Origin of the sequence: Kribbella sp. VKM Ac-2569, assembly GCF_004216905.1 — a bacterium.
GTDB lineage: Bacteria > Actinomycetota > Actinomycetes > Propionibacteriales > Kribbellaceae > Kribbella.
In genome coordinates this window covers 160,648-180,454 of record NZ_SGXJ01000004.1, presented here as the reverse complement: position 1 = coordinate 180,454, position 19,807 = coordinate 160,648, and the positions used below count along the sequence as shown (strand labels likewise).

Sequence of the window (19,807 nt, the reverse complement as noted above, 5' to 3'; positions counted from 1 at the left end):
ATGACCGTGGACACCGAGATCCGACAAGCCAACCGGCCTGGTCTGCTGCACCGGGTCTCCGGGTGGGCGATGCGGCACGCCGGCCTCGCGCTCCTGCTCTGGGTGCTCGTGCTGGCCGCGGTCACCGCCGCGGCGACGGTAGTCGGCGCCAACTACAAGAACGACAACTCGTTGCCGGGCACCGACTCCCAGCGGGTGACGGACATCTTCACGGCGCACCAGCCGAAGGGCGACACAGCCTCGGTGCAGCTCGTCTTCCAGGCCGACGGCGGCCTCGACGCGGAGAAGCCGCGGATCGCGTCGATGCTCGCGGTGGTCCGCGGTCTCCCGCACGTCGCCTCGGTCGCGGACCCGTTCGCCGGTCCGGGCGCCATGTCGACAGATCGACGTACGGCGTATGCGACGGTCGGACTGGATGTCGCGGTGGCGGACATGCCGGTGGACGACGTACGGACGATCATCCATCGGGCGCAGGACTTCGCGCGGCCTGGATTCCAGGTCGAGGCCGGTGGGGATCTGGCGCGGAACGCTGCCGAGAGTTCTGGTGGCGCGTCCGAAGGGGCGGGAATCCTGGCTGCGTTGGTGATCCTGGTGTTCCTCTTCGGATCGTTGCTCGCGGCAACACTTCCGTTGTTGACGGCGGTGTTCGCGGTCGGCAGTACGGTCGCGTTGCTGATGCTCGCCTCGCACTTGTTCACGGTGCCGGAGTACACGACGCCGGTGATGATGCTGGTCGGGCTCGGCGTCGGCATCGACTACGCGTTGCTGATCTTCTCGCGCTATCGCCACGAGTTGCTGAACGGCGAGGCCGACGCGAAGGTCGTTGCCTTGGACACCGCGGGGCGTTCGGTGATGTTCGCTGGCTGCACCGTCGTCATCGCGCTGCTCGGCCTGCTGGCGTTGGGACTCGGATCACTGCAAGGCGTTGCGCTCGGTGTCACGTTGACAGTGCTGATGACGATGCTTGCCGCAGTGACCTTGCTGCCGTCGTTGCTGACGCTGTTCGGGAAGCGGATCGAGCGGAGTGTGCGGAAGCATGCCGCGAAGCAGCGACGTACACCTGGCGATGGTTGGCGGAAACTGGCCGGCGTTGTGCAGCGTGGACCATGGGTGCCGCTGGTGCTGGGCGTGCTCGCGTTGGTGGCGTTGTCGCTGCCGGCGTTGGGGATGCGGCTCGGGTTCGCGGACGCGGGGACGGATGATCCGGCGAAGACGAGCCGGAAGGCGTACGACCTGTTGGCGGAAGGGTTCGGGCCTGGGTTCAACGGTCCGTTGGTCGTGGTGTCGGAGGGGGATCAGGCTGCGGCGCAGGCGCTTGGGCAGACGTTGGCTGCTGATCCTGGGATCGCTGCGGTGACCCCGCCGCAGGTGACGCCGGACGGCAAGATCGCCACGGTGCTGGCGTTCCCGAAGTCGGCGCCGCAGGACGCGGCGACGAGCGACCTCGTGCAGCGGTTGCGCGACGACACCCTGCCTACGCTGGAGTCGCAGACCAAAGCGACGTACCTGGTCGGTGGGTCGACGGCGGCCGCGGACGACTTCGCGGCGGCGGTGAGCAAGCGGCTGCCGATCTTCGTGCTGGTCGTGGTGGGCCTGTCGGCGTTGCTGCTGATGGCCGTGTTCCGGTCGGTGCTGATCCCGTTGAAGGCCGCCGTACTCAATCTGCTCAGCATCGGTGCCTCGCTCGGGGTGATCACGCTGGTCTTCCAGCAGGGCTGGTTCGGTGCGCAGTCCGGGCCGATCGAGGCGTTCGTGCCGGTGATGATCTTCGCGATTGTGTTCGGGTTGTCGATGGACTACGAGGTCTTCCTGGTGTCCCGGATCCATGAGGAGTGGCGGCGTACGGGCGATGCACAGGTCGCGGTGCGGGAGGGGCTGGCGACGACAGGCAGTGTGATCACCGCGGCGGCCGCGATCATGATCGTGGTCTTCGGCGCGTTCCTGCTGAGTCCGGATCGGATGCTGAAGCAGTTCGGCCTCGGCCTGGCGACCGCCGTACTGCTCGACGCGCTTCTGATCCGCTGCATCATCGTGCCGGCCGTACTCCGCCTGCTCGGCAACCACGCCTGGTGGCTACCGAGCAGTCTCGAGCGCGTCCTCCCGAAGATCGCGCTGGAGAAGGAATAGCCCATCACTCGGTGGCGGCCACTCCGATCTTGTGGCCCTGCGCGTCGGCGAACACACCGAAGCTGGTGCCGGGCACGTGCTGAGTCGGCTGGACGATGTGTCCGCCCAGCCCCTCGGCGCGCGCAAGAGTGGCTTCCACGTCCTCGACGGCTACGAAGAACAACACCTCGTCCTCATCGCTCTGCCGCGGGCTGATGGCGACGTACGGGCCGCCCTCGGCTCCGGTGTCGATGAACGTGTACCCCGGAACCGCGCCCTCGGACGCGATCTTCCACCCGAACAACTCCGCGAAGAACTCCCGAGTCTTGTCGGGGTCCGCCGACCTGATCTCGGCATGAACAACTGGATGCGCCATGAACCCTCCCTGAACAGTCCCGGTGCCATCACCGAGCTCATTCAGTTGACGAACAACCCACCCAGGAATCGACTGGCTAGACCGTGAGTTGGCCGAAGCGGAGCATGCCGGTGGCGGCGTCTTGGTCCGGGGGGAGGTAGACGCGCTGGATGGCGACCACGATTGCCTCGGCGATCACGTCGCGGAAGGCTGGGTCGGCGAGGCGGGCGGAGTCGTGCGGGTTCGTGACGTACCCGATCTCGAGGCGCACCGCGGGCATCTTGGTCCGGCGGAGCAGGTCCCACGTCTTCGCGTGGGTGTGGCAGTTCAGCAGGTCGGTGCGGGCGACGATCTCGCGCTGCACCAAGCCGGCGAACTGCTCGCCGACGCTCGACGTGGCGCCGTGCAGGTCGTTGCCGTAGAAGTACGTCGCGACGCCCTGCGCGGCCGGGTTCATCGACCCGTCGGTGTGCAGCGAGACGCACAGGTTCGCGTCCGTCTCGTTCGCGAACGCGGCCCTGGCCAATTCGTCCGGCCCCTGATCGCGGCCACGCGACAAATACGCCCGTACGCCGGTGGCGCCGAGCCGACCCTCGATCCGGGCGGCCAGGTCGTACGCGATGTCGGACTCGCGCAGGCCGTAGCCCTCCCAGCCGTAGTCGAAGCCGCCGTGACCCGGGTCGATCACCACGGTCTTGCCGGACAACCGCGGCCCGGCAGCGCGGACGGCCTCCCGCGCGCGGAGTGCGTCCGGACGGCCGCCAGTCGCCATCGGCCGGATCCGCTGCAGTGCCTTGAACGTCGACGGCCCACAGGTGCCGTCGGCCGGCAGACCCATGTTGCGCTGGAACTCGGTCACCGCGCGCTGCGTGTCCGCGGCGAAGATCCCGTCGATGCGGGCGACCGCGAACCCGAGCTCCTGCAGTTTCGCCTGCAGGCTCAGTACGTCGTCACCACTCATCGGGTGCGACGGGACATACGTCAGCAGCCGGTCGCCCAGCCGCCAGCGCGCGTCGTCGATCGCCCGGTACGTCTGCGGACCGACGACCCCGTCGATCATCAGCCCACGTTCCTGCTGGAATCCCCGGACGGCGTGCGCGGTCGCTTCGTCGTAGACGTCGTGGCCGCCGGTCAGCAGCCCGAGTCGTTGCAGCTTGCCGACGATCTCGGCGACGGCCTCACCGCTGTCGCCGATCCGGTAAACGCCGTGCGGGGATTCCATCAGTCAGTACTCCTTGCCGTGGCGGCGGGGTGGTGCTCAGGCCGTGAAGTCGGAAAGCTCCTTCAGCAGCGCCGCCTTCGGCTTGGCGCCGACGATGGACTTGGCCAGCTCACCGTTTACGTAGACGTTGATGGTAGGGATACCGGTAACGCGGTAGTTGCTCGGGGTAACCGGGTTCTCGTCCACGTTCATCTTCAGGAACGTGAGCTTGTCGCCGTGGTCCTGGGACAGCTCTTCCAGGATCGGGGAAACCTGGCGGCACGGTCCGCACCACTCGGCCCAGAAGTCGACCAGCACGGGCTTGTCGCTCTTCAGGACGGTCTGGTCGAACTCGGCGTCGGTGACGGCCTTCATGTAGGTAGCTCCTTCAGTGATGTGTGAGGTTCAGGTTCAGACAGAGACGGGCTGGGTGGCCGCGGCGGCGGCCGCGGTCTCGGCGTCCTCGAGGGTGGCCAGGAAGCGCTCGGCGTCCAGGGCGGCCGCACAGCCGGTGCCGGCCGCGGTGATCGCCTGCCGGTAGGTGTGGTCCACCAGGTCGCCGGCGGCGAACACGCCGGGCAGGTTGGTCTCGGTGGTGTTCGGCTTGACCAGTACGTACCCCTCGGCGTCCAGGTCGACCTGGCCCTTGACCAGCTCCGAGCGCGGGTCGTGGCCGATCGCGATGAACAGGCCGGTGGCCGGCAGTTCCCGGGTCTCGCCGGTGACGGTGTCCTTCAGGGTCAGGTGGGTGAGCTTGTCGTCACCGTGGATCTTGTCGACCGCGGAGTTCCACTGGAACTCGATCTTGTCGTTGGCGTACGCCCGGTCGGCCATGATCTTCGAGGCCCGCAGCTCGTCGCGGCGGTGCACCAGGTGCACCTTCTTCGCGAACTTGGTCAGGAAGGTGGCCTCCTCGACGGCGGAGTCGCCACCGCCGACGACCGCGATCTCGTGGTCGCGGAAGAAGAAGCCGTCACAGGTCGCACACCAGGACACGCCGTGCCCGGACATCCGGTCCTCGTCGGACAGGCCCAGCTTGCGGTAGCCCGAACCCATCGCGAGGATGACGGTCTTGGCGCGGTGCTCGGTGCCGGCCGAGTCGGTGACGACCTTGATCTCGCCGGTCAGGTCGACCTTGGTCACGTCGTCGGCCACCAGCTCGGCGCCGAAACGCTCGGCCTGGGTGCGCATCTCGTCCATCAGCGCGGGGCCCATGATGCCCTGCGAGAAGCCGGGGAAGTTCTCCACCTCGGTGGTGTTCATCAGCGCGCCACCTGCGGTGACGGAGCCCTCGAAAACCAACGGCTCCAGTGCCGCGCGGGCGGCGTACACCGCAGCGGTATAACCGGCGGGGCCGGAGCCGACGATGATGACGTTGCGGACTGTGGTGGAGTCGCTCATTCAGGCGTTCCTCGTGTCGTCGAGACAGTGACGTCGTACTCAACGGATCCTAGAGGCCGACCATTCCCACGGTACCCATCGCCGGGCCGCCGTACCGCATCGCCGTACGGCGTGTGGACTCATCAGTTGCGCAGCGTGACCGTGGTCTCGAAGAACGAGTTGGGTACGCCGCCGGGGACGCTACATCCGGTGACCGCGTAGACCTGGATCTCATGCGACTTCGCACCCTGCAGCCCGATGATCGTGGATCGCTTGCCGTCGATCTTGGCGGGCTGGACCAGCCGGACGTTCGAATTCGCTCGGCCGGCCGCGAACGACCGGGCGCACGACTGCTCGTCGGTCGAGCCGTGCAGGATCTTCGGGGTGTTGTCGAGCCATCGCTTCGTCGACGAGCCGATGTCCTGGGTGTTGACCGCCACCGCGTCGGCCGGTGGCGTGTTCTGGTCCGCGGATGCGGCACCGTCGTTCGCCTGGTCCTTGGTGGCGATCACCACGCCGACGCCGAGCGCGGCGATCAGCACCACACCGGCTGCGGCGCCGAGCAGCTTCGGCAGGTGCCGGCGCGGCTCCTCGCGGATCTGGGCCAGCGAGTGCACCCCGACGGTCGATGCGCGCAGCACCGACTCGGACACGATCACGGAGTCCAGGTGCTCGGCGACGTCGGCCGGGATCGGGATGTCGCTGCGGCCTTCCTCGGCCAGGTCGGTGGTCAGTTGCAGAAGGGCGTCGTACGTCTGCTGGCACTCGGGGCATGCCTTCACATGCTCACGAGCGCGGTGCGCCTCGGGGGCAGGCAGCAGGTTCTCGATCAGGTCGGCGATCGTGTCCGTGTCCAGGTGCTCGAGGTGCTCACTGGTCGGCAGACCGGGCTCGGTCATCGGGGGCTCGCCTCCTCACGGGAGGTGCGCGGCCGTAGCGGCGTGGTCATAGAAAAACTCCGGTCGAAGGCGTCAGTCGTCCGGTCGCCAGAGGCAGGCGACTTCGCTAGGACGGGGAACCGGGTCATTCGGTTCCCACCGCTTCCGCGGCGGATTTCTCCGGTACGTCGGACTGCCGGGTCGTCTGCCAGTGACGCAGCAGCGGGAGCAGCTTGGCGCGACCGCGGGCGCAGCGCGACTTGACCGTGCCGGGGGCACAGTCGAGGATCGCAGCCGCCTCCTCGATCGAGTAGCCCTCCATGTCGACCAGGACCAGCGCGGCACGCTGGTCCTCGTTGATCTGCTTCAGTGCGTTCAGCACGTCCAGCCGGCGTTCCCGGACCTCGGCCGGGTCGTCCTCGGCCGGCCCGGCCAGCTCGGCGGCGCGATCCTCGTCCTCGGGCAGCGGGTCGGCGGCGCGCACCTGGCGGCGGCGGATCCGGTCCAGGCAGGCGTTCACCACGATCCGGTGCAGCCAGGTGGTCACCTTCGCGTCGCCGCGGAACGAGTCGGCCCGCCGGAACGCCGAGATGAACGCCTCCTGGAGCGCGTCCGCGGCCTCCTCGGGCTCACCTAGGGTGCGGATCGCGACCGCCCACATCCGGTCCCGGTGCCGCTTGACCAGGTACCCGAACGAGTCCGGGTTGCCGGACACGTGCATCCGCAGCAGCTCGTGGTCGTCCAGTTGGTCGTAGTTCACCGGTCCGCTCGCTGGGGCAGGCTGCGCCGCGCCCTGCGGGACCGGCCCGTCCGCGCCGATGCGCGGGACGTCCGGCCGGGGCGGCGGATTGCCCGAGTCCACGTGAGCGGTCATTTCTGGATCGTGACCTCCGAGATCGTGCCCCGGTACTTGCCACCGTCTTCCTTCGGCAGCTTCGTCAGCCAGACGAGCACGTACTGCGTCTCGGTCGGTGCCGAGGGGGTAAGGGTCACCGTACCCTCAGGCTGGTTCTCCTGGGTGGCAACCGGCTTCCAGCCGTCCACCTGCGTCGGCGCGGCGCCGCCGGCAGTCTTCGGGACCATCAGTTGGACGCTGGTGCCGTCGCCCTTCAGCGCGACCTGCACCTTCGACACGTTCGTGGGCGAGCCCAGGTCGTAGTAGATACCGACACCGGGCTTCTCGCCGCCGAGGTTCGGCCGGCTGTACGACATCGTCGTCCAGGTCGTGGTGGCCTTGCCGTCGTAGGTGTTCGCGACGTCGTCCGGATGCTCGTTGCCGTTGCCGTCCGGGTCGAAGTCCTTGGCGGCCGCGATCGCTGCCTTCCCGCCGGTGGGCGCCGACGGGGTGGTGCTGGTCTGCGGCGGGGCACTGCTCTTCGCGCCGCCGTCGCTGCCCTGGTCGTTGTTCATCGCGCCCTTGAGCAGGAACTGCGCCATCGCGATCACCGACAGCAGGGCCAGGATCGCGAGCAGGATCAGGATCCGGCCGCCCCAGCCGCCCTTGGCCTTCGGCTCCTCGTGCCGGCGCCGGCCGTTCCCGTTCGAGGGCGGCGGTGACTGCCGGCGTACCGGACGGGTGTCGGTGGCCGGGTTGTACGCCGCTTGCGGGGGCCGGTAGCCGTTCTGCTCAGCGTCGTACGCCGGTTGCGGGGTCGGGTCGAGCGCCGGCGGCGGGGCCTGCGGCACCACCTGGGTGGCGTCGTCGACGCTGCCGTTCTGCCGGGCGACCTGGACGGTCTCGTCCATCTGGTTCGGCGGCTCGTGCGAGCTGCCGACGACGCCGGACAGCGCCGCGGACAGGCCGGCCGCGCTGGTGATCGGCGGCGCGTGGTGCCGCGGCGGGTCACCGAGCAGGCGGTCGCAGATGTCGTCCAGCGAGCGCGGTACGCCGGCGCGCACCTGGCGCGGGCTCAGCAGCCGGCCGTGCTCGACGGGCGCGGGCTGCATTGCCCAGGCCGGAGCCGGACCGGGCCAGCGGCCGGTCAGCGACGCGTAGAGCAGCTGGCCGAGGGAATGGACGTCCTCTTCCGGCGAACCGGCGCCGGACGACCGCAGGGCCGCCTCGGTGGCGACACCGATGACCTTGATCGCGCCCGCGTCCGTGATCACCACGGTCGCCGGGCTGATCGCTCCGTGCGCGTAGCCGGTGCGGTGCAGGTTCTCGAGGGCCTCGGACACCTCGCGGGCCAGCCAGCCCGCCTGCTGCCCGGTCAGCGGTCCGCTGCCGAGCATCCGCTCCAGCGTCCGGCCGCCTGCCCACTCGCGAACGCAGTACGTCACGCCGTCATGCATGTCGCAGTCGAGCACCCGCAGGAACCGCGGGTCGTTCGCCGCGGCGGCCCGGCGGGCGGCGTCGAAGAGCAGATTGGTCCGGGGATCACCGACCGGCAGGACGTCGACGACGACCGCGCGGCTGAGGACCTCGTCGACGGCACGCCAGACCCGGGCGCCGTCGATCTCCGCGAGCAATTCGGCGATCCGGTACCGCCCGGCCAGGAGAGCACCAGGACTCACGGTCTGGTTCGACACGGTGTCTCTCGCCCTCCTTGATGCCCAGCGGCCTGATCGCAGGCCCCATGTTAGTGCCCCGTTGACCGGACAGGTGGTGCACTAACGCACAAGCGGACCGGATCAGCGGCGGATCGGCAACTTCGATGTGACCATGGACACCACGTCGTTGACCTCGTGGATACGGAGTACCCGTGACACGGCGGCGTACACCGGCAGCATCACGACCGCCGCGGCGGCCAGTTGGACGACGGCGCCGAGGGGTCCGGACCAGTCGATCGCGAGGCTCAGCAGCCAGAGAACCACGCGGCCCGCGCCCGCGCCGGCCACCGCGGCGATCACCATCGCGAGCAGCGGCAGCCCGATCCCGGCGCCCGGGACCCGCGGCACCTTGCGCCGCAGGACCGGCCGGGAGATCAGTACGGCGACCAGGTACGCCAGCGCGAACGCCCCGCCGAGGACCACACCGCTGAACCGCAGGTGCGCCTGGTCCAGCAGCACGCGGACCCCGATCACGGCCGCCGCGATGTTCGTCGCCGCGATCACGCACTGCAGGAAGAATGGCGTACGGGTGTCCTCGAAGGCGTAGAACGTACGGAGCTGGAAGTACTGCACGGTGAACGGCACGATCCCGAGCGCCAGCGTTATCAACGTGTACGACATCAGCGTCAGGTTGTTCTTACCCGAGCCGTACCCGGCGATGATCGTCACGATCGGATAGGCGAACGCGATCATCGCGGCCGCCGCCGGTACGACGATCGCGAGCGTCTGCCGGATCGACCGGGCGGACATCCGCCCCACCTCGGCGGTGTCGCCGTCGGCCGCCAGCGCCGACATCTGCGGCAGGGCCGCGGTCGCGAGCGAGACCGTGACGATGCCGTGCGGCACCAGGATGATCAGCATCGCGGTGCTGTACGCGAACAGACCGGCCTTCGCGCCCGGGTCGCTCGAGGCGCTACCGGCGATCGCGAGCTGGGTGACGACGACCAGCGTCACCTGGTTCACGGCGACGAAAAGTACTGTCCAGATGCCCAATCGGGCAGTGTGTCCCAGACCAGTTCCGCGGAGGCCGAACTTCGGTCGGTAGGTGTGCCCGCTCGCCTTCAGATAAGGCAGCAGCACCAGCAGCTGTACGGCGATGCCCACCGTGTGCCCGAGACCGAGCAGCAGCTCCTCGCCGTGGCTGTACGTCGGCGGGTTGTCGCCGACCCGGTAGATCAGCAGGAAGACCACGATCGACGCGCACGCGACGATGTTGTTCGCGATCGGCGCCCACATCATCGGGCCGAACCGCCGCCGCGCGTTCAGCACCTGCCCGACCAGGACGAACGCGCCGTAGAAGAAGATCTGCGGCAGGCAGAGCCGGACGAACATGATCATGTTCGCCTTCTCGGTCAGCCGGGACGGGTCGTGCAGCTCCTTCGGCAGGTACAGCTCGGCGATCGCCGGCGCCAGCAGCACACAGGCCACCGTGACGATCGCGAGGACGACGAAGCCGAACGTCAGGACCCGGTTCGTGAAGTCCTGGCCGCCGTCGCTGTGGTTCTTGATCGCCCGCACCAGTTGCGGGACCAGCACGGTGTTGAAGACGCCACCGGCCAGCAGGATGTAGAGGCTGTTCGGGATCGTGTTCGCGGCGGTGAAGATGTCGCCGCGCAGCGCCGTACCGATGGCGGCCGCGAGCAGGGCGATCCGGATGAATCCGAGCAGGCGGGACAGCACCGTTCCGGCTGCCATCACCGCCGCGGAGCGCAGGGTGCGGTCAGCCATCCTTCGAACCGACTCCTTCTTTCAGGGACGCATCCGGAGCTTCGGGTACGCCGTTCGCCTCGGGGCGATCGTGGGCGGGATCAAGAGTCGTGTCGGTGGTGCTGTCGGTGGTACCGCCGGTGGTCGCGGCGGCCGTGTTGCGGCGCTCGGTGCGGACGCGGCGGTAGATGCGGACGAACGACGTACCGAACAGCAGGGCGCAGGCGGCGCCGACCAGGATCCAGCCGACGCTGCCGTACTGGCTGGCCTGGATCAGCAGCTCCTGCGGCTTGCCGACCGGCCTTCCGTCCGCGTTGGTCACCTGGGCGTTGGCGCGGATCAGGCCGTTCTGCTCGGCGCTCGCGGTGATCCGCGGCGTCCACTTCTGCCCCGGGGCGAGGACGGCGGTCGGCAGGTCCTTGATCTTCAGGTCGGACCGGTTCGCCGAGCTGACCACGATGCCGACCCGGACCGACCAGTCGGTGTCGTTGGTGATTGTCAGCGGGAACGTGCCCTTGCTCCCGGCCAGGTTGACCTTGATCTCCTTGCGCAGCCCGCGGTCGACGCTCGCGTTGACCAGGTGCACCTTGCCGAGCTGCTGGTTGGCCGAGCCGAGCTCGATCGCAGTGAAGTGGCGGGCCTCTTCCGGGTACCCGCTCCAGCCGGACGAGGTGGACCGCAGCAGCGCCTGCGTCATCACCTCCGGCAACGCGTTCCCGTCGACGAGCAGGTTCTGCATCGTGGTGGTCGCGTCGTCGAGTTGCCTGATGCTGTCCAGCTGCGTTTCGGTCAGTACGCCGTTCGTCTTCGCCGCGGCCGGTGCCTTGGTGGTCAGCGGTCTCGGGTTGGCACCCACCACGCCGGCCACGTCGGTGGCCTTGATCCACGGCAGCGACAGGCTGCCCGCGAGCGCAGCGGTCGCGCGGCCGTCGCTGTCCCAGCCGCGGGGCGGCGCGACGACCACGGACGCGGTGCCCTTGCCGCCGGCCGCGATCAGCGCGGTGACGGCCGCGAACCGTTGCCGGACCTGGAGCGGGCTCTCGGCAGTCTCCGGATCCGGGCCGCCATTGGTCAGGGACGAGTTGGCGATCACCGTGCGGACGATCTGGTCAGGGCCTTCCGGCGTGAGTACGTCGTACACGGGGGTGCTGGTCAGCACCGGGCGGGTCGAGGCCGACCAAGACGAGCTGCTGACCAGGTTCAGGTCCTCGGCGGTGGCACCGGTGAAACCGCCGGATGCCGCGGCGAGGTAGCGGCCAGCGGCGGCGCCGCCCTCGAGCGACAGCCCGTTGGTGAAGCCCGGGGCCAGTTCGCCACCGGACCGCTCGGTCTTCGTGCGGGCCTGCGCGACGAGCTTCTTCAGCGGTTCGCCCGAGTCCAGGAGGCCGGCCACGTCCGGGTCGCCGTACGGCAGCAGCACGACCTGGCTGCCGCGGGTCCGGCTGGCGTCGAACTCCTGAAGCCAGGTGGCCGCGGCGGCCTGTCCGGCGCCGGGTGTGGTCTGGCCGTTCTCGCCAACGACGACGTACCCCTTGGCCAGCTGCCGGACCTCGTCGAGCATCGCCGGGTCGACCAGCCAGGTGACCTGGTGCTGCTTGCCGAGCGCGAGCAGCCGACCGAGTGGTCCGGTCGGAGCCAGCGACGTGGCCAGCGACTCGTTGGCGAAGTTCTTGCCGCCGAGCTGGGTCGGGCGATGCCGCAGCGGTACGACGAGGGCGGTGTTGACCGGACGGGTCAGCGGCTCCTTGCCGAGCACCGGCATCAGGGTCCGGGCCCGGCCGGCCATGATTCGCGAGCTGTTCGGCGGCTGCCCCCGGAATGCGACGCCGATGACGTACACGCCGGTGTGGTCGTCGATCCGCCATTCCTTCCACGGCACCGTGAGCGTGAACTCGACTGATTCCTTCGGCGCGAGCGGCTTGTCGAACGGCTGGAAGGTCTGCTCGTCGTTGGTCAGGTTGCCGCAGCTGTCGCGGTCGTTCATCGGGATGTTCTGCTCGGCTGAGATCGCGTCCAGCGCCGCCGTACTGGCCAGGCGGGTCCGGTCGATACAGGCCAGCGCCTGCGGTTCCTCGAACGTCACCGAGCTGGTGTTCGTCACCCGGCCCTTGATCACGACCTGCTGGCCGGGCTTCGGCGCGGTCGGGCCGAACTGGTCGATGCTGACCTGGACGGCCGGCTCGTCGGCGGGCGCGGCCTCGGCCGGAGCGCCTAGAGTCGCTGCCGAGGCAGCAACCACAAGGCACGCTCCCGCTACCGCGGAGAGCCTCAGTCGCCGTCTGAACACGCCGTCACCGTAACCTAGTTCCCCGTGTCACCCTTTGCCGACCAGTCAGCCTCCGCCGGATCGTTGCCCGCCGCACAGCGGCGAGCCGTCCAGGCCCTGCTGGAACTCGCTCCAGTGGTCGACGAACTGGGCCACCGGTTCGCCGACGCAGGCCACGAGATCGCCCTGGTCGGCGGTCCTGTCCGGGACATTCTCCTCGGCCGGGGGAGCAAGGATCTCGACTTCACCACGTCAGCGCACCCGGACGTGATCGAACGGTTGCTGTCCGGCTGGGCGGACCATGTCTGGGACATCGGCAAGGCGTTCGGCACCATCGGTTCTCGTAAGGGCGAGTGGGTTCTGGAAGTCACGACGTACAGGTCGGAGACCTACGATCCCACCTCGCGCAAGCCGGAGGTGTCGTACGGCGACAGCCTGGAGGGCGACCTGGCCCGCCGGGACTTCGCGATGAACGCGATGGCGGTCCGGCTGCCGTCGCGGCAGTTCGTCGACCCGTACGGCGGGATGGAGGACGTCGCGCACCAGCGGATCCGGACCCCCGGTACGCCGGAGGACTCGTTCTCGGACGACCCGCTGCGGATGATGCGGGCGGCCCGGTTCGCGGCGCAGCTCGGGTTCACGCCCGACCCGGCCGTGGTGACGGCGATGACCGCGATGGCCGACCGGATCACGATCGTGTCCGCCGAGCGGGTCCGCGACGAGCTGGAGAAGCTGATCTGCGCCGACCACCCGCGGATCGGGCTCGACCTGCTGGTCTCGACCGGGCTGGCCGAGCACGTGCTGCCGGAGCTGCCGGCGCTGCAGCTGATGAAGGACGAGCACCATCGGCACAAGGATGTGTACGAGCACTCACTCACCGTCCTCGATCAGGCCATCGATCTGGAATCGCGTCTGACTGTTCCGACGCCCGATTTCGTCGTTCGGTTCGCGGCACTCATCCACGACATCGGGAAACCGAAGACGCTGAAGTTCGAGGGCCCGCGGAAGGTGACGTTCCACCACCACGACGTGGTCGGGGCGAAGCTGGCCCGGAAGCGGATGAAGGCACTGCGGTTCAGCAACGAGCAGATCGAGCAGGTCAGCAAGCTGATCGAGCTGCACCTGCGCTTCCACGGGTACGGCGACGGCGAGTGGACGGACTCCGCCGTACGCCGCTATGTCCGGGACGCCGGCGACCAACTCGCGCGGCTGCACATCCTGACCCGCGCCGACTGCACCACCCGCAACCGCCGCAAGGCAGAGTCCCTCCGCGCCGCGTACGACGACCTGGAATCCCGCATCGAGCGCCTCCAGGAGCAGGAAGAACTGGACGCCCTCCGCCCCGACCTCGACGGCAACCAAATCATGCAGACCCTCGGCATCTCCCCGGGCCGCGAGGTAGGCGAGGCCTACAAGTTCCTGATGGAACTACGCCTCGACCAAGGCCCCCTCGGCGAGGACCAAGCCCGCGAAGCCCTCCTGAACTGGTGGTCCAACCGCTCCTGAGCGGGGTTTTCCACAGGCCTGCGTCTTCGCGTCGATCCGAGGTGCGAAACCCGTATTCTCTTTGTGTGCCGGGGCGTGCTGACCAGCACCCAGAAAGCAGGTATCTCGATGACCGAGTCGCTCTCTCATTTCGGGCCGTGGACCACGGACGATCTCGCCGGCCTGCCCGACGACGGGCAGCGCTACGAGATCATCGATGGGAGTTTGCTTGTGACACCGGCGCCTGCGCCACGACACCAGTTGGTGGCTGGGCGGATTTCCGTCTTCCTGCGCGAATCAGCGCCGGACGAGGCCGACGTTGTGGAAGCGACCAACCTGCAACTGAGCACGGGACGGCTGTTCGTTCCTGACGTGATCGTCGCTCAGTCCTCGGCGCTGCTCACGGACTCCGTCGCGCTGGTGCCGGCGGACGTGCACCTGGTGGTCGAGGTGGTTTCACCGTCGAACGCTGCCATGGACCGGATCTTCAAGCCTCAGCTGTACGCGGCGTCGGGCATCCAGTGGATGTGGCGTGTCGAGTTCGGGCCGGACGGCGTGGAGATCGTCGTTCTCGACCTGAGGTCCGGTTCGCCCGTTGTTCATGCCCGGTCGACCGATGTGCTCCGCGTCGGTCTCCCGTTCACGGTGGAGGTCCCGGTGAACCGGCTGCTGGCTCCACGGCAGTCGTTGAAGGCGGATGAGTCGGCGCGGGCGGACCTTGAGAACTGACCAGCCCGATCAGATGGGTTGGGTGGGAATGCCCGCGTAGGCCTTGGTGATGGTGGTGGCTGAGGATGGGTGTGGGGCGTACGTCGTGGTGCCTGTGGCTGTCGTGATGGATTCGACGGGGAGGGCTGGGTCGATGGAGTTGGTCAGGTAGGCGGCGTCGTACGTCCTGAGGTCGGTGAGGGGGATCGGGGCGGTGTCGAAGGAATTGAGGCCGCGTTGGAGGACCTGCTGGCGGATGCCGGGGAGGATCGGCGCGGTGGGGAAGACGATGCGCGGGCCGCGGGCGAAGCAGATGTTCCAGATGGAGGCTTCGGAGAGCTCGCCCGTTGCGGTGTGGAAGACGGCGTCGTCGTACCCGGCCTGCTTGGCGGCGCGGGCGTAGTACGTGAGGTCGAACGTGCCGGTGTGCTTGAGGTGCGGGGCGGTGCGTTCGTGCTGGTACGCGAGCAGTCGGAGCGGACGGGTGCCGGCAACGACCGGCGGGCCGACTCGGGTCAGTAGGTGGAGTTCGTCGTCGGCGAAGACGTTCACGCGGATCGAGAGGTCGCCGGAGCCTGCCTGATCGAGCGCCGCGCGGAGGTCGGCGCGGACGCGGTCCTCGGGCAGCGGCTGATCGAAGACCTCCCGCGTACTGCGGTCCAGCCGCTCGAAGTGCAGATCGAGCCCGTCGACCTGACCGTCGCGAACCTGCATCGAGGTGAAGTGCCCGTACGACGTTGCTCGCAGCAACACCGGGTCGACCATCGGTAACAGGGCGCCGTCCAGCAACAGGAAATCGCTCACGACGTCTAGTCTCGCGGTGTGGACGTTTGGAGCATCATCGGGTGGGGCGGATCCGCGCTTGTTGTGTGGTCGTTGCTGCAGACCCGGATCCTGCGGTTGCGGCTCCTGAACTTGATCGGGTGCGTGATCCTGGTCGGGTTCAACGCGGTCGTCGGCGTGTGGCCGATGGTCGGTATGAACGCGGTCCTCGCGGTCATCAACGTCGTACATCTCTGGCGACTGCTGCGGCACCGGCACGACGAGGCGGAGTACCAGGTTCTCCCGGTGAACTCGGCTGACGCCTATCTCGGCTACGTCCTGGAGCGGCATCAGAAGGACATCACCCGGTTCAACCCTGGATTCACGCTCGCCGCGAGCCCGTACGCGTTCCTGGTCCAGCACGGCGACCGCACCGTCGGCGTCGTCCTCGCCCACGACGCAGGCACAGGCCGCGCACAGATCGACCTCGACTACGTGGTGCCGAAGTACCGCGACTTCACTCCGGGCGAGTTCGTCTACCGCCGCAGCGACGTCTTCACCGACCAGGGCTTCCACCAGGTCATAGCCCCACCCCGAATGCGCGACTCCACGCCGTACCTCAAAAACCTAGGCTTCCACCGCGAAGGCGAAGACCTGGTCCTGAACCTCTAGAGGTCCTTGGCGTAGCAGACGGAGGCGATCTCGTTCTCGAAGGGTGGGTACGGCGGGGTTGGGTGGTAGCCGTGGTTCGTGTAGAGGGCGATCGCCTCGACCTGCTTGGTGCCGGTCTCGAGGCGGAGTCTGGCGAGGCCTGCTCTTCGGGCCTGCTCCTCGACCACCCCGAGCAGCATGCGGGACAGGCCCCAACCGCGGGCCGACGGTACGACGTACATCCGCTTGATCTCGCCGAGCCCGGGCCCGACCGGCTGTAGTCCGACGCAGCCGACCGGGGTTCCTTCCAGGGTCAGCACCGTGAACGCGATGTCGGGGTGCAGGGCGACGAGCGGCTGGTCCTCGCCGTACATCGCCGCCAGTTCGGCCTGTTGCGCGGTGGTCAGGGCCAGCACTTCCGCGTCGGTCGGCGGCGCCGGCCGCAGTTCCACTCCCTCGATCACCATCCATCGGACGGTAGCAAGATGGCATGACGCTCCTGTTTCCGTTTCCTCTCCGTGGTCTGATGGGCGAGTGAGAACGGTGGAGGAGATCGCGGCCGGGGTACGGGACGGTGCGCTGGATCCGGTGCAGCTGGTCGAGGACGCGCTGGCGCGGGCCGCCGACGCGGCGGACCTGAACGCGATCGTGCACCTGGACGTCGACGGTGCGCGGAAGGCGGCCGCGGCTCACGACCGGACCGGTGCGCTGGCCGGCGTACCCGTGCTGGTGAAGGAGATCATCGAGGTCGAAGGCCTGCCGTACCGCTGCGGGTCCGCGTCCATGAACGAGGTCGGGCAACAGGACGCGGAGGTCGTACGCCGGTTGCGCGCCGCCGGAGCGATCGTGGTCGGGCTGAGCCACACGCACGAGTTCGCCTACGGCTGCACGGGTACGTCGAACCGCGTCGGACCGTGCCGGAATCCGCACGACCCGTCGCGGATGACCGGTGGATCAAGTTCGGGTTCGGCTGCTGCCGTCGCGGCCGGGGTGGTGCCGCTGGCGCTCGGGACGGACACGGCGGGCTCGGTGCGGATCCCGGCGGCGTTGTGCGGGGTCGTCGGCTTCAAACCGTCGTACGACACCTTGCCGACCGATCGCGTCTTCCCGTTGTCCAAGAGCCTCGACCACGTAGGCGTCCTGACCCGCACCGCAGCAGACGCCGCCTACGCCATGACTGTGCTGGCAGGTATGGGATCTGCGACTACCCGCAGCCCTCGCCTCGGAGTGGTAACGAACCCCGAGTACCTGCAACTCACTCCTGAGGCCCGCAGTGCGTGGACTGCTGTATTAACGGGACTCAACGCCGTCGACGTGCGGCTCCCGGACTGGTCGCACAGTTTCTCGACCGCAGCCAACCTCCAAGGACCCGAAGCTGTGGCCAGCCACCGCGGCCGCCCGCAGGACCGGTACCAACCCGACGTCCGTCAGCGTCTGATCGAGGCGGCGCAGGTGAAGCCGGCGGACTATCGACGAGCACAGGAAGACGCCGCCAGGATCACCGCCGAGCTCGACGCGGTCTTCCAGCACGTCGACGCCGTACTCACCCCGACTGTCCTCACCACCGCGCCGCCGTTGACCGCACCCGAGCTCGACGTACGCCGACAGCTCCTCACCAACACGCGCCTCGCGAACCTCACCAGGCACGCGGCCGTCAGCCTGCCGATTCCGGCTGACGGCCTTCCGGTCGGCCTCCAGGTCATTGCTGCGAGCAACGAACAGGCGGCCGCGGTCGCGTGCTGGATCGAGGCTCAGCGGTAGATGCGCAGGTCGGCCAGACTCCACCAGTTGCCTGCGGTGCCGGTCTGTGTGATCCGGACGTAGCGGGCGCTTGTCGGCGGTAGGTCGATCGTCGTCAACTGGCTGCTCGACGTACCGACGGCGACCGTCCGCCAACTGCTCCCGTCGTTGCTGACAGCAACCGACTGACCGTGCGCGTGGTCGCCGAGGTTCCCGCCGCTGTCCAACGCGACCTGCCGGAACGTCTGCGCCTTACCCAGGTCGACCTGCACCCACTGACCAGGCGCCTGCGCCGCCTTGCTCTGCCACACAGTCGACCCGTCCGCGTCGACCAGCAGCCCAGCATCGGCCCCGTTGACGCTCGCCGTCGCGCTCTCAACCGAGAGCTCGTGCGGCACGTCCGCCGAAGTCCGCCCCCAGGTGTACGTCGCGATCGACCCACCCGGCAGCTCGTACTCGAAGGACTGATCGCCGACCGCCACCGCGAACGACCGCGGCTCGTCGTTCTCGTTGTGCACCACGAGCGCCGTCGTACCGTCGGGGTTGCGGAACGCGGCCGACATCAGCTGCCCGTTCCATCCGGTCGTCCCGTACGACGTACTCCCGATCCGCACCGCGCCCGGCTTCACGAACTTCGACAGGTGGCCGATCGTGTAGTACTCCGCATCCGTCGACACCGACCCGTCCGGCTGCAGCGTGACCAGGCCGGTGCAGGTGTCGCAGCCGCCGAGGTGCGGGCCGCCGGTCGAGTCGAGTGCGATGTTCCAGTTGACGACCGACTTCGCCCAGTTGCGCGTCGTACCGAGCATCAACGTGCGCGCGTGCCACGTGAGCGTGCCGCGGAAGATCTGCGGCGGGGTGTCGTTCGGCCCGTGCGAGCCGGAGCACTCGGTGAACCAGATCCCCTTCGACGGGAACGCGTTGTGGAGATCGGTCTGCTTCGACGGGTCGCCGGAGTAGCAGTGGTACGCCGTACCCGCGATCCACTTCGCCGCCGAGGTCTGCAGCAGCTTGTACGGGTAGTCGATCTCCGGGTCCTCACCAGGCGGAGTGGAGGCGACGTCACCGGGGTGCGTGGTCCAGTTGTGGTCGTACCCGAGGATCTTCGTCCGCGGGCTGACCTTCTGCAGCAGTGGACCCAGGGCGGTGATCACTGCTGCTTCCTGCCGGACGGGCAGGTCCGTGCCCGGGTACGCGCTCGGCTTGCGGTTCTGCGGCTCGTTCTGGATCGAGAGGAAGTCGACCGGTACGCCGGCCCGCGTGTACGCCTGGACGAACTTCACCAGGTAGCGCGCGTACGCGTCGTACACCTTGGGGTCGTCCTTCAGCCGCCCGCCGACGAGAGAGTCGCCGGTCTTCATCCACGCCGGCGGACTCCACGGCGTGGCCATCACCTTGAGCGCCGGGTTGAGCTGCTTGGCGCGGCGGAGCAGTGGCAGCACCTGCTGCTCGTCGTGCGCGATGCTGAAGTTCCGCAGCCCGAAGTCGGTCTGGCCGGCGGGTACGTCGTCGTACGTGTAGTGCTCGGCCGCGGCCGTGAAGTCGGACGAGCCGACCGGCTGCCGCAGGAAGCTGACGCCGATGCCCTGCTGCGGGTCGAACAGCTTGCGCAGCGTCTGCTCGCGGTCGGCCGGGCTGAGCCGGTACAGGACACTCGCCGACGAGTCGGTGATCGAGGCGCCGAAGCCGTCCATGGTCTGGTACGTCGTCCGCGGGTCGACCGTGATCGTGGTCCGGTCGCTCGCGCCGTCCTGGAACGAGACGGGCGCGCGCTCGTGAAGCAGCTCGGCGCGGTCGGGCGTGGTGACCCAGACGTTGACCTGAGTCGTCGGGGGATGGGCCTGGGCGGGCCCGGTGAGTGACGCCACCGTGAGAGCAAGGGCGACGCCGAAGGCGGGTGATCTCATCGCACACTCCTCGGGATGAAACAAACGTCCTCAGAGAACGCTCGGCGCTAAGGACTGTCAAGGTCTGGGAGCGTGGAGCTAGAGTGCTGAGTGTGAAACATCAGGATGTAA

The 19,807-nt window shown here is 68.5% G+C and carries 17 protein-coding genes; 5 read left to right on the top strand and 12 right to left on the bottom strand.

Annotated elements, in window-relative coordinates; all coding sequences use genetic code 11:
• Entirely contained in the window at window positions 1-2,127 is a 2,127-nt protein-coding gene (locus EV649_RS27300; protein WP_130386476.1) for an MMPL family transporter, read from the top strand.
• Between the two features lie 4 nt (window positions 2,128-2,131).
• Here EV649_RS27300 and EV649_RS27295 read toward each other — a convergent pair whose 3' ends face one another.
• The 9 genes from EV649_RS27295 to EV649_RS27255 all read right to left on the bottom strand — a co-directional run bounded on the left by EV649_RS27295 (window position 2,132) and on the right by EV649_RS27255 (window position 12,464).
• A complete protein-coding gene (locus EV649_RS27295) occupies window positions 2,132-2,482 on the bottom strand; it encodes a VOC family protein (protein WP_130386475.1) in 351 nt (116 codons plus the stop codon).
• Window positions 2,483-2,558: 76 nt separating this feature from the next.
• Window positions 2,559-3,683, bottom strand: a complete 1,125-nt coding sequence (locus EV649_RS27290) for an N-acetylmuramoyl-L-alanine amidase (RefSeq protein WP_130386474.1) — start codon at window positions 3,681-3,683, stop codon at window positions 2,559-2,561.
• A 36-nt stretch (window positions 3,684-3,719) separates the two neighbouring features.
• The gene (trxA, locus tag EV649_RS27285) at window positions 3,720-4,037 is read right to left on the bottom strand and encodes a thioredoxin (RefSeq protein WP_130386473.1); all 318 of its coding nucleotides are present in this window, start codon (window positions 4,035-4,037) and stop codon (window positions 3,720-3,722) included.
• 36 nt (window positions 4,038-4,073) lie between these two features.
• Window positions 4,074-5,063, bottom strand: coding sequence for a thioredoxin-disulfide reductase (gene trxB / locus EV649_RS27280; protein WP_130386472.1), 990 nt, complete (start codon window positions 5,061-5,063; stop codon window positions 4,074-4,076).
• 122 nt (window positions 5,064-5,185) lie between these two features.
• On the bottom strand, window positions 5,186-5,941 hold the full coding sequence (locus EV649_RS27275) for a hypothetical protein (RefSeq protein WP_130386471.1): 756 nt from the start codon (window positions 5,939-5,941) through the stop codon (window positions 5,186-5,188).
• Window positions 5,942-6,065: 124 nt separating this feature from the next.
• A complete protein-coding gene (gene sigM, locus EV649_RS27270; RefSeq protein WP_241998726.1) occupies window positions 6,066-6,794 on the bottom strand; it encodes an RNA polymerase sigma factor SigM in 729 nt (242 codons plus the stop codon).
• The gene (locus EV649_RS27265) at window positions 6,791-8,449 is read right to left on the bottom strand and encodes a protein kinase family protein (RefSeq protein ID WP_130386470.1); all 1,659 of its coding nucleotides are present in this window, start codon (window positions 8,447-8,449) and stop codon (window positions 6,791-6,793) included. Before EV649_RS27265 ends, sigM begins: the two co-directional genes overlap by 4 nt.
• 102 nt (window positions 8,450-8,551) lie before the next feature.
• The gene (murJ, locus tag EV649_RS27260) at window positions 8,552-10,198 is read right to left on the bottom strand and encodes a murein biosynthesis integral membrane protein MurJ (protein WP_130386469.1); all 1,647 of its coding nucleotides are present in this window, start codon (window positions 10,196-10,198) and stop codon (window positions 8,552-8,554) included.
• On the bottom strand, window positions 10,191-12,464 hold the full coding sequence (locus EV649_RS27255; RefSeq protein WP_130386468.1) for a hypothetical protein: 2,274 nt from the start codon (window positions 12,462-12,464) through the stop codon (window positions 10,191-10,193). The genes murJ and EV649_RS27255 overlap by 8 nt, the downstream gene beginning before the upstream one ends.
• Before the next feature lie 63 nt (window positions 12,465-12,527).
• Between EV649_RS27255 and EV649_RS27250 the strand changes: the two genes are divergently transcribed.
• Together EV649_RS27250 and EV649_RS27245 are read left to right on the top strand one after the other, a co-directional pair.
• On the top strand, window positions 12,528-13,949 hold the full coding sequence (locus EV649_RS27250; RefSeq protein ID WP_130387146.1) for a CCA tRNA nucleotidyltransferase: 1,422 nt from the start codon (window positions 12,528-12,530) through the stop codon (window positions 13,947-13,949).
• Window positions 13,950-14,057: 108 nt separating this feature from the next.
• Entirely contained in the window at window positions 14,058-14,657 is a 600-nt protein-coding gene (locus EV649_RS27245; protein ID WP_130386467.1) for a Uma2 family endonuclease, read from the top strand.
• 9 nt (window positions 14,658-14,666) lie between these two features.
• On the opposite strand, the gene EV649_RS27240 is transcribed toward EV649_RS27245, so the two are convergent.
• Window positions 14,667-15,440, bottom strand: a complete 774-nt coding sequence (locus tag EV649_RS27240; protein WP_130386466.1) for an aminotransferase class IV — start codon at window positions 15,438-15,440, stop codon at window positions 14,667-14,669.
• 18 nt (window positions 15,441-15,458) lie between these two features.
• Here EV649_RS27240 and EV649_RS27235 point away from each other — a divergent pair, with 18 nt between their 5' ends.
• The gene (locus EV649_RS27235) at window positions 15,459-16,070 is read left to right on the top strand and encodes a YgjV family protein (RefSeq protein ID WP_130386465.1); all 612 of its coding nucleotides are present in this window, start codon (window positions 15,459-15,461) and stop codon (window positions 16,068-16,070) included.
• Here the strand turns inward: EV649_RS27235 and EV649_RS27230 are convergent.
• Complete coding sequence (locus tag EV649_RS27230) at window positions 16,067-16,516, bottom strand: GNAT family N-acetyltransferase (protein ID WP_130386464.1); 450 nt, start codon at window positions 16,514-16,516, stop codon at window positions 16,067-16,069. The genes EV649_RS27235 and EV649_RS27230 overlap by 4 nt on opposite strands.
• Window positions 16,517-16,583: 67 nt before the next feature.
• On the opposite strand from EV649_RS27230, the gene EV649_RS27225 reads away from it, so the two are divergent.
• Entirely contained in the window at window positions 16,584-17,810 is a 1,227-nt protein-coding gene (locus EV649_RS27225) for an amidase (protein WP_130386463.1), read from the top strand.
• Here the strand turns inward: EV649_RS27225 and EV649_RS27220 are convergent.
• Window positions 17,801-19,696, bottom strand: a complete 1,896-nt coding sequence (locus tag EV649_RS27220; RefSeq protein WP_130386462.1) for a discoidin domain-containing protein — start codon at window positions 19,694-19,696, stop codon at window positions 17,801-17,803. The genes EV649_RS27225 and EV649_RS27220 overlap by 10 nt on opposite strands.
• Between the last annotated feature and the right edge of the window lie 111 nt (window positions 19,697-19,807).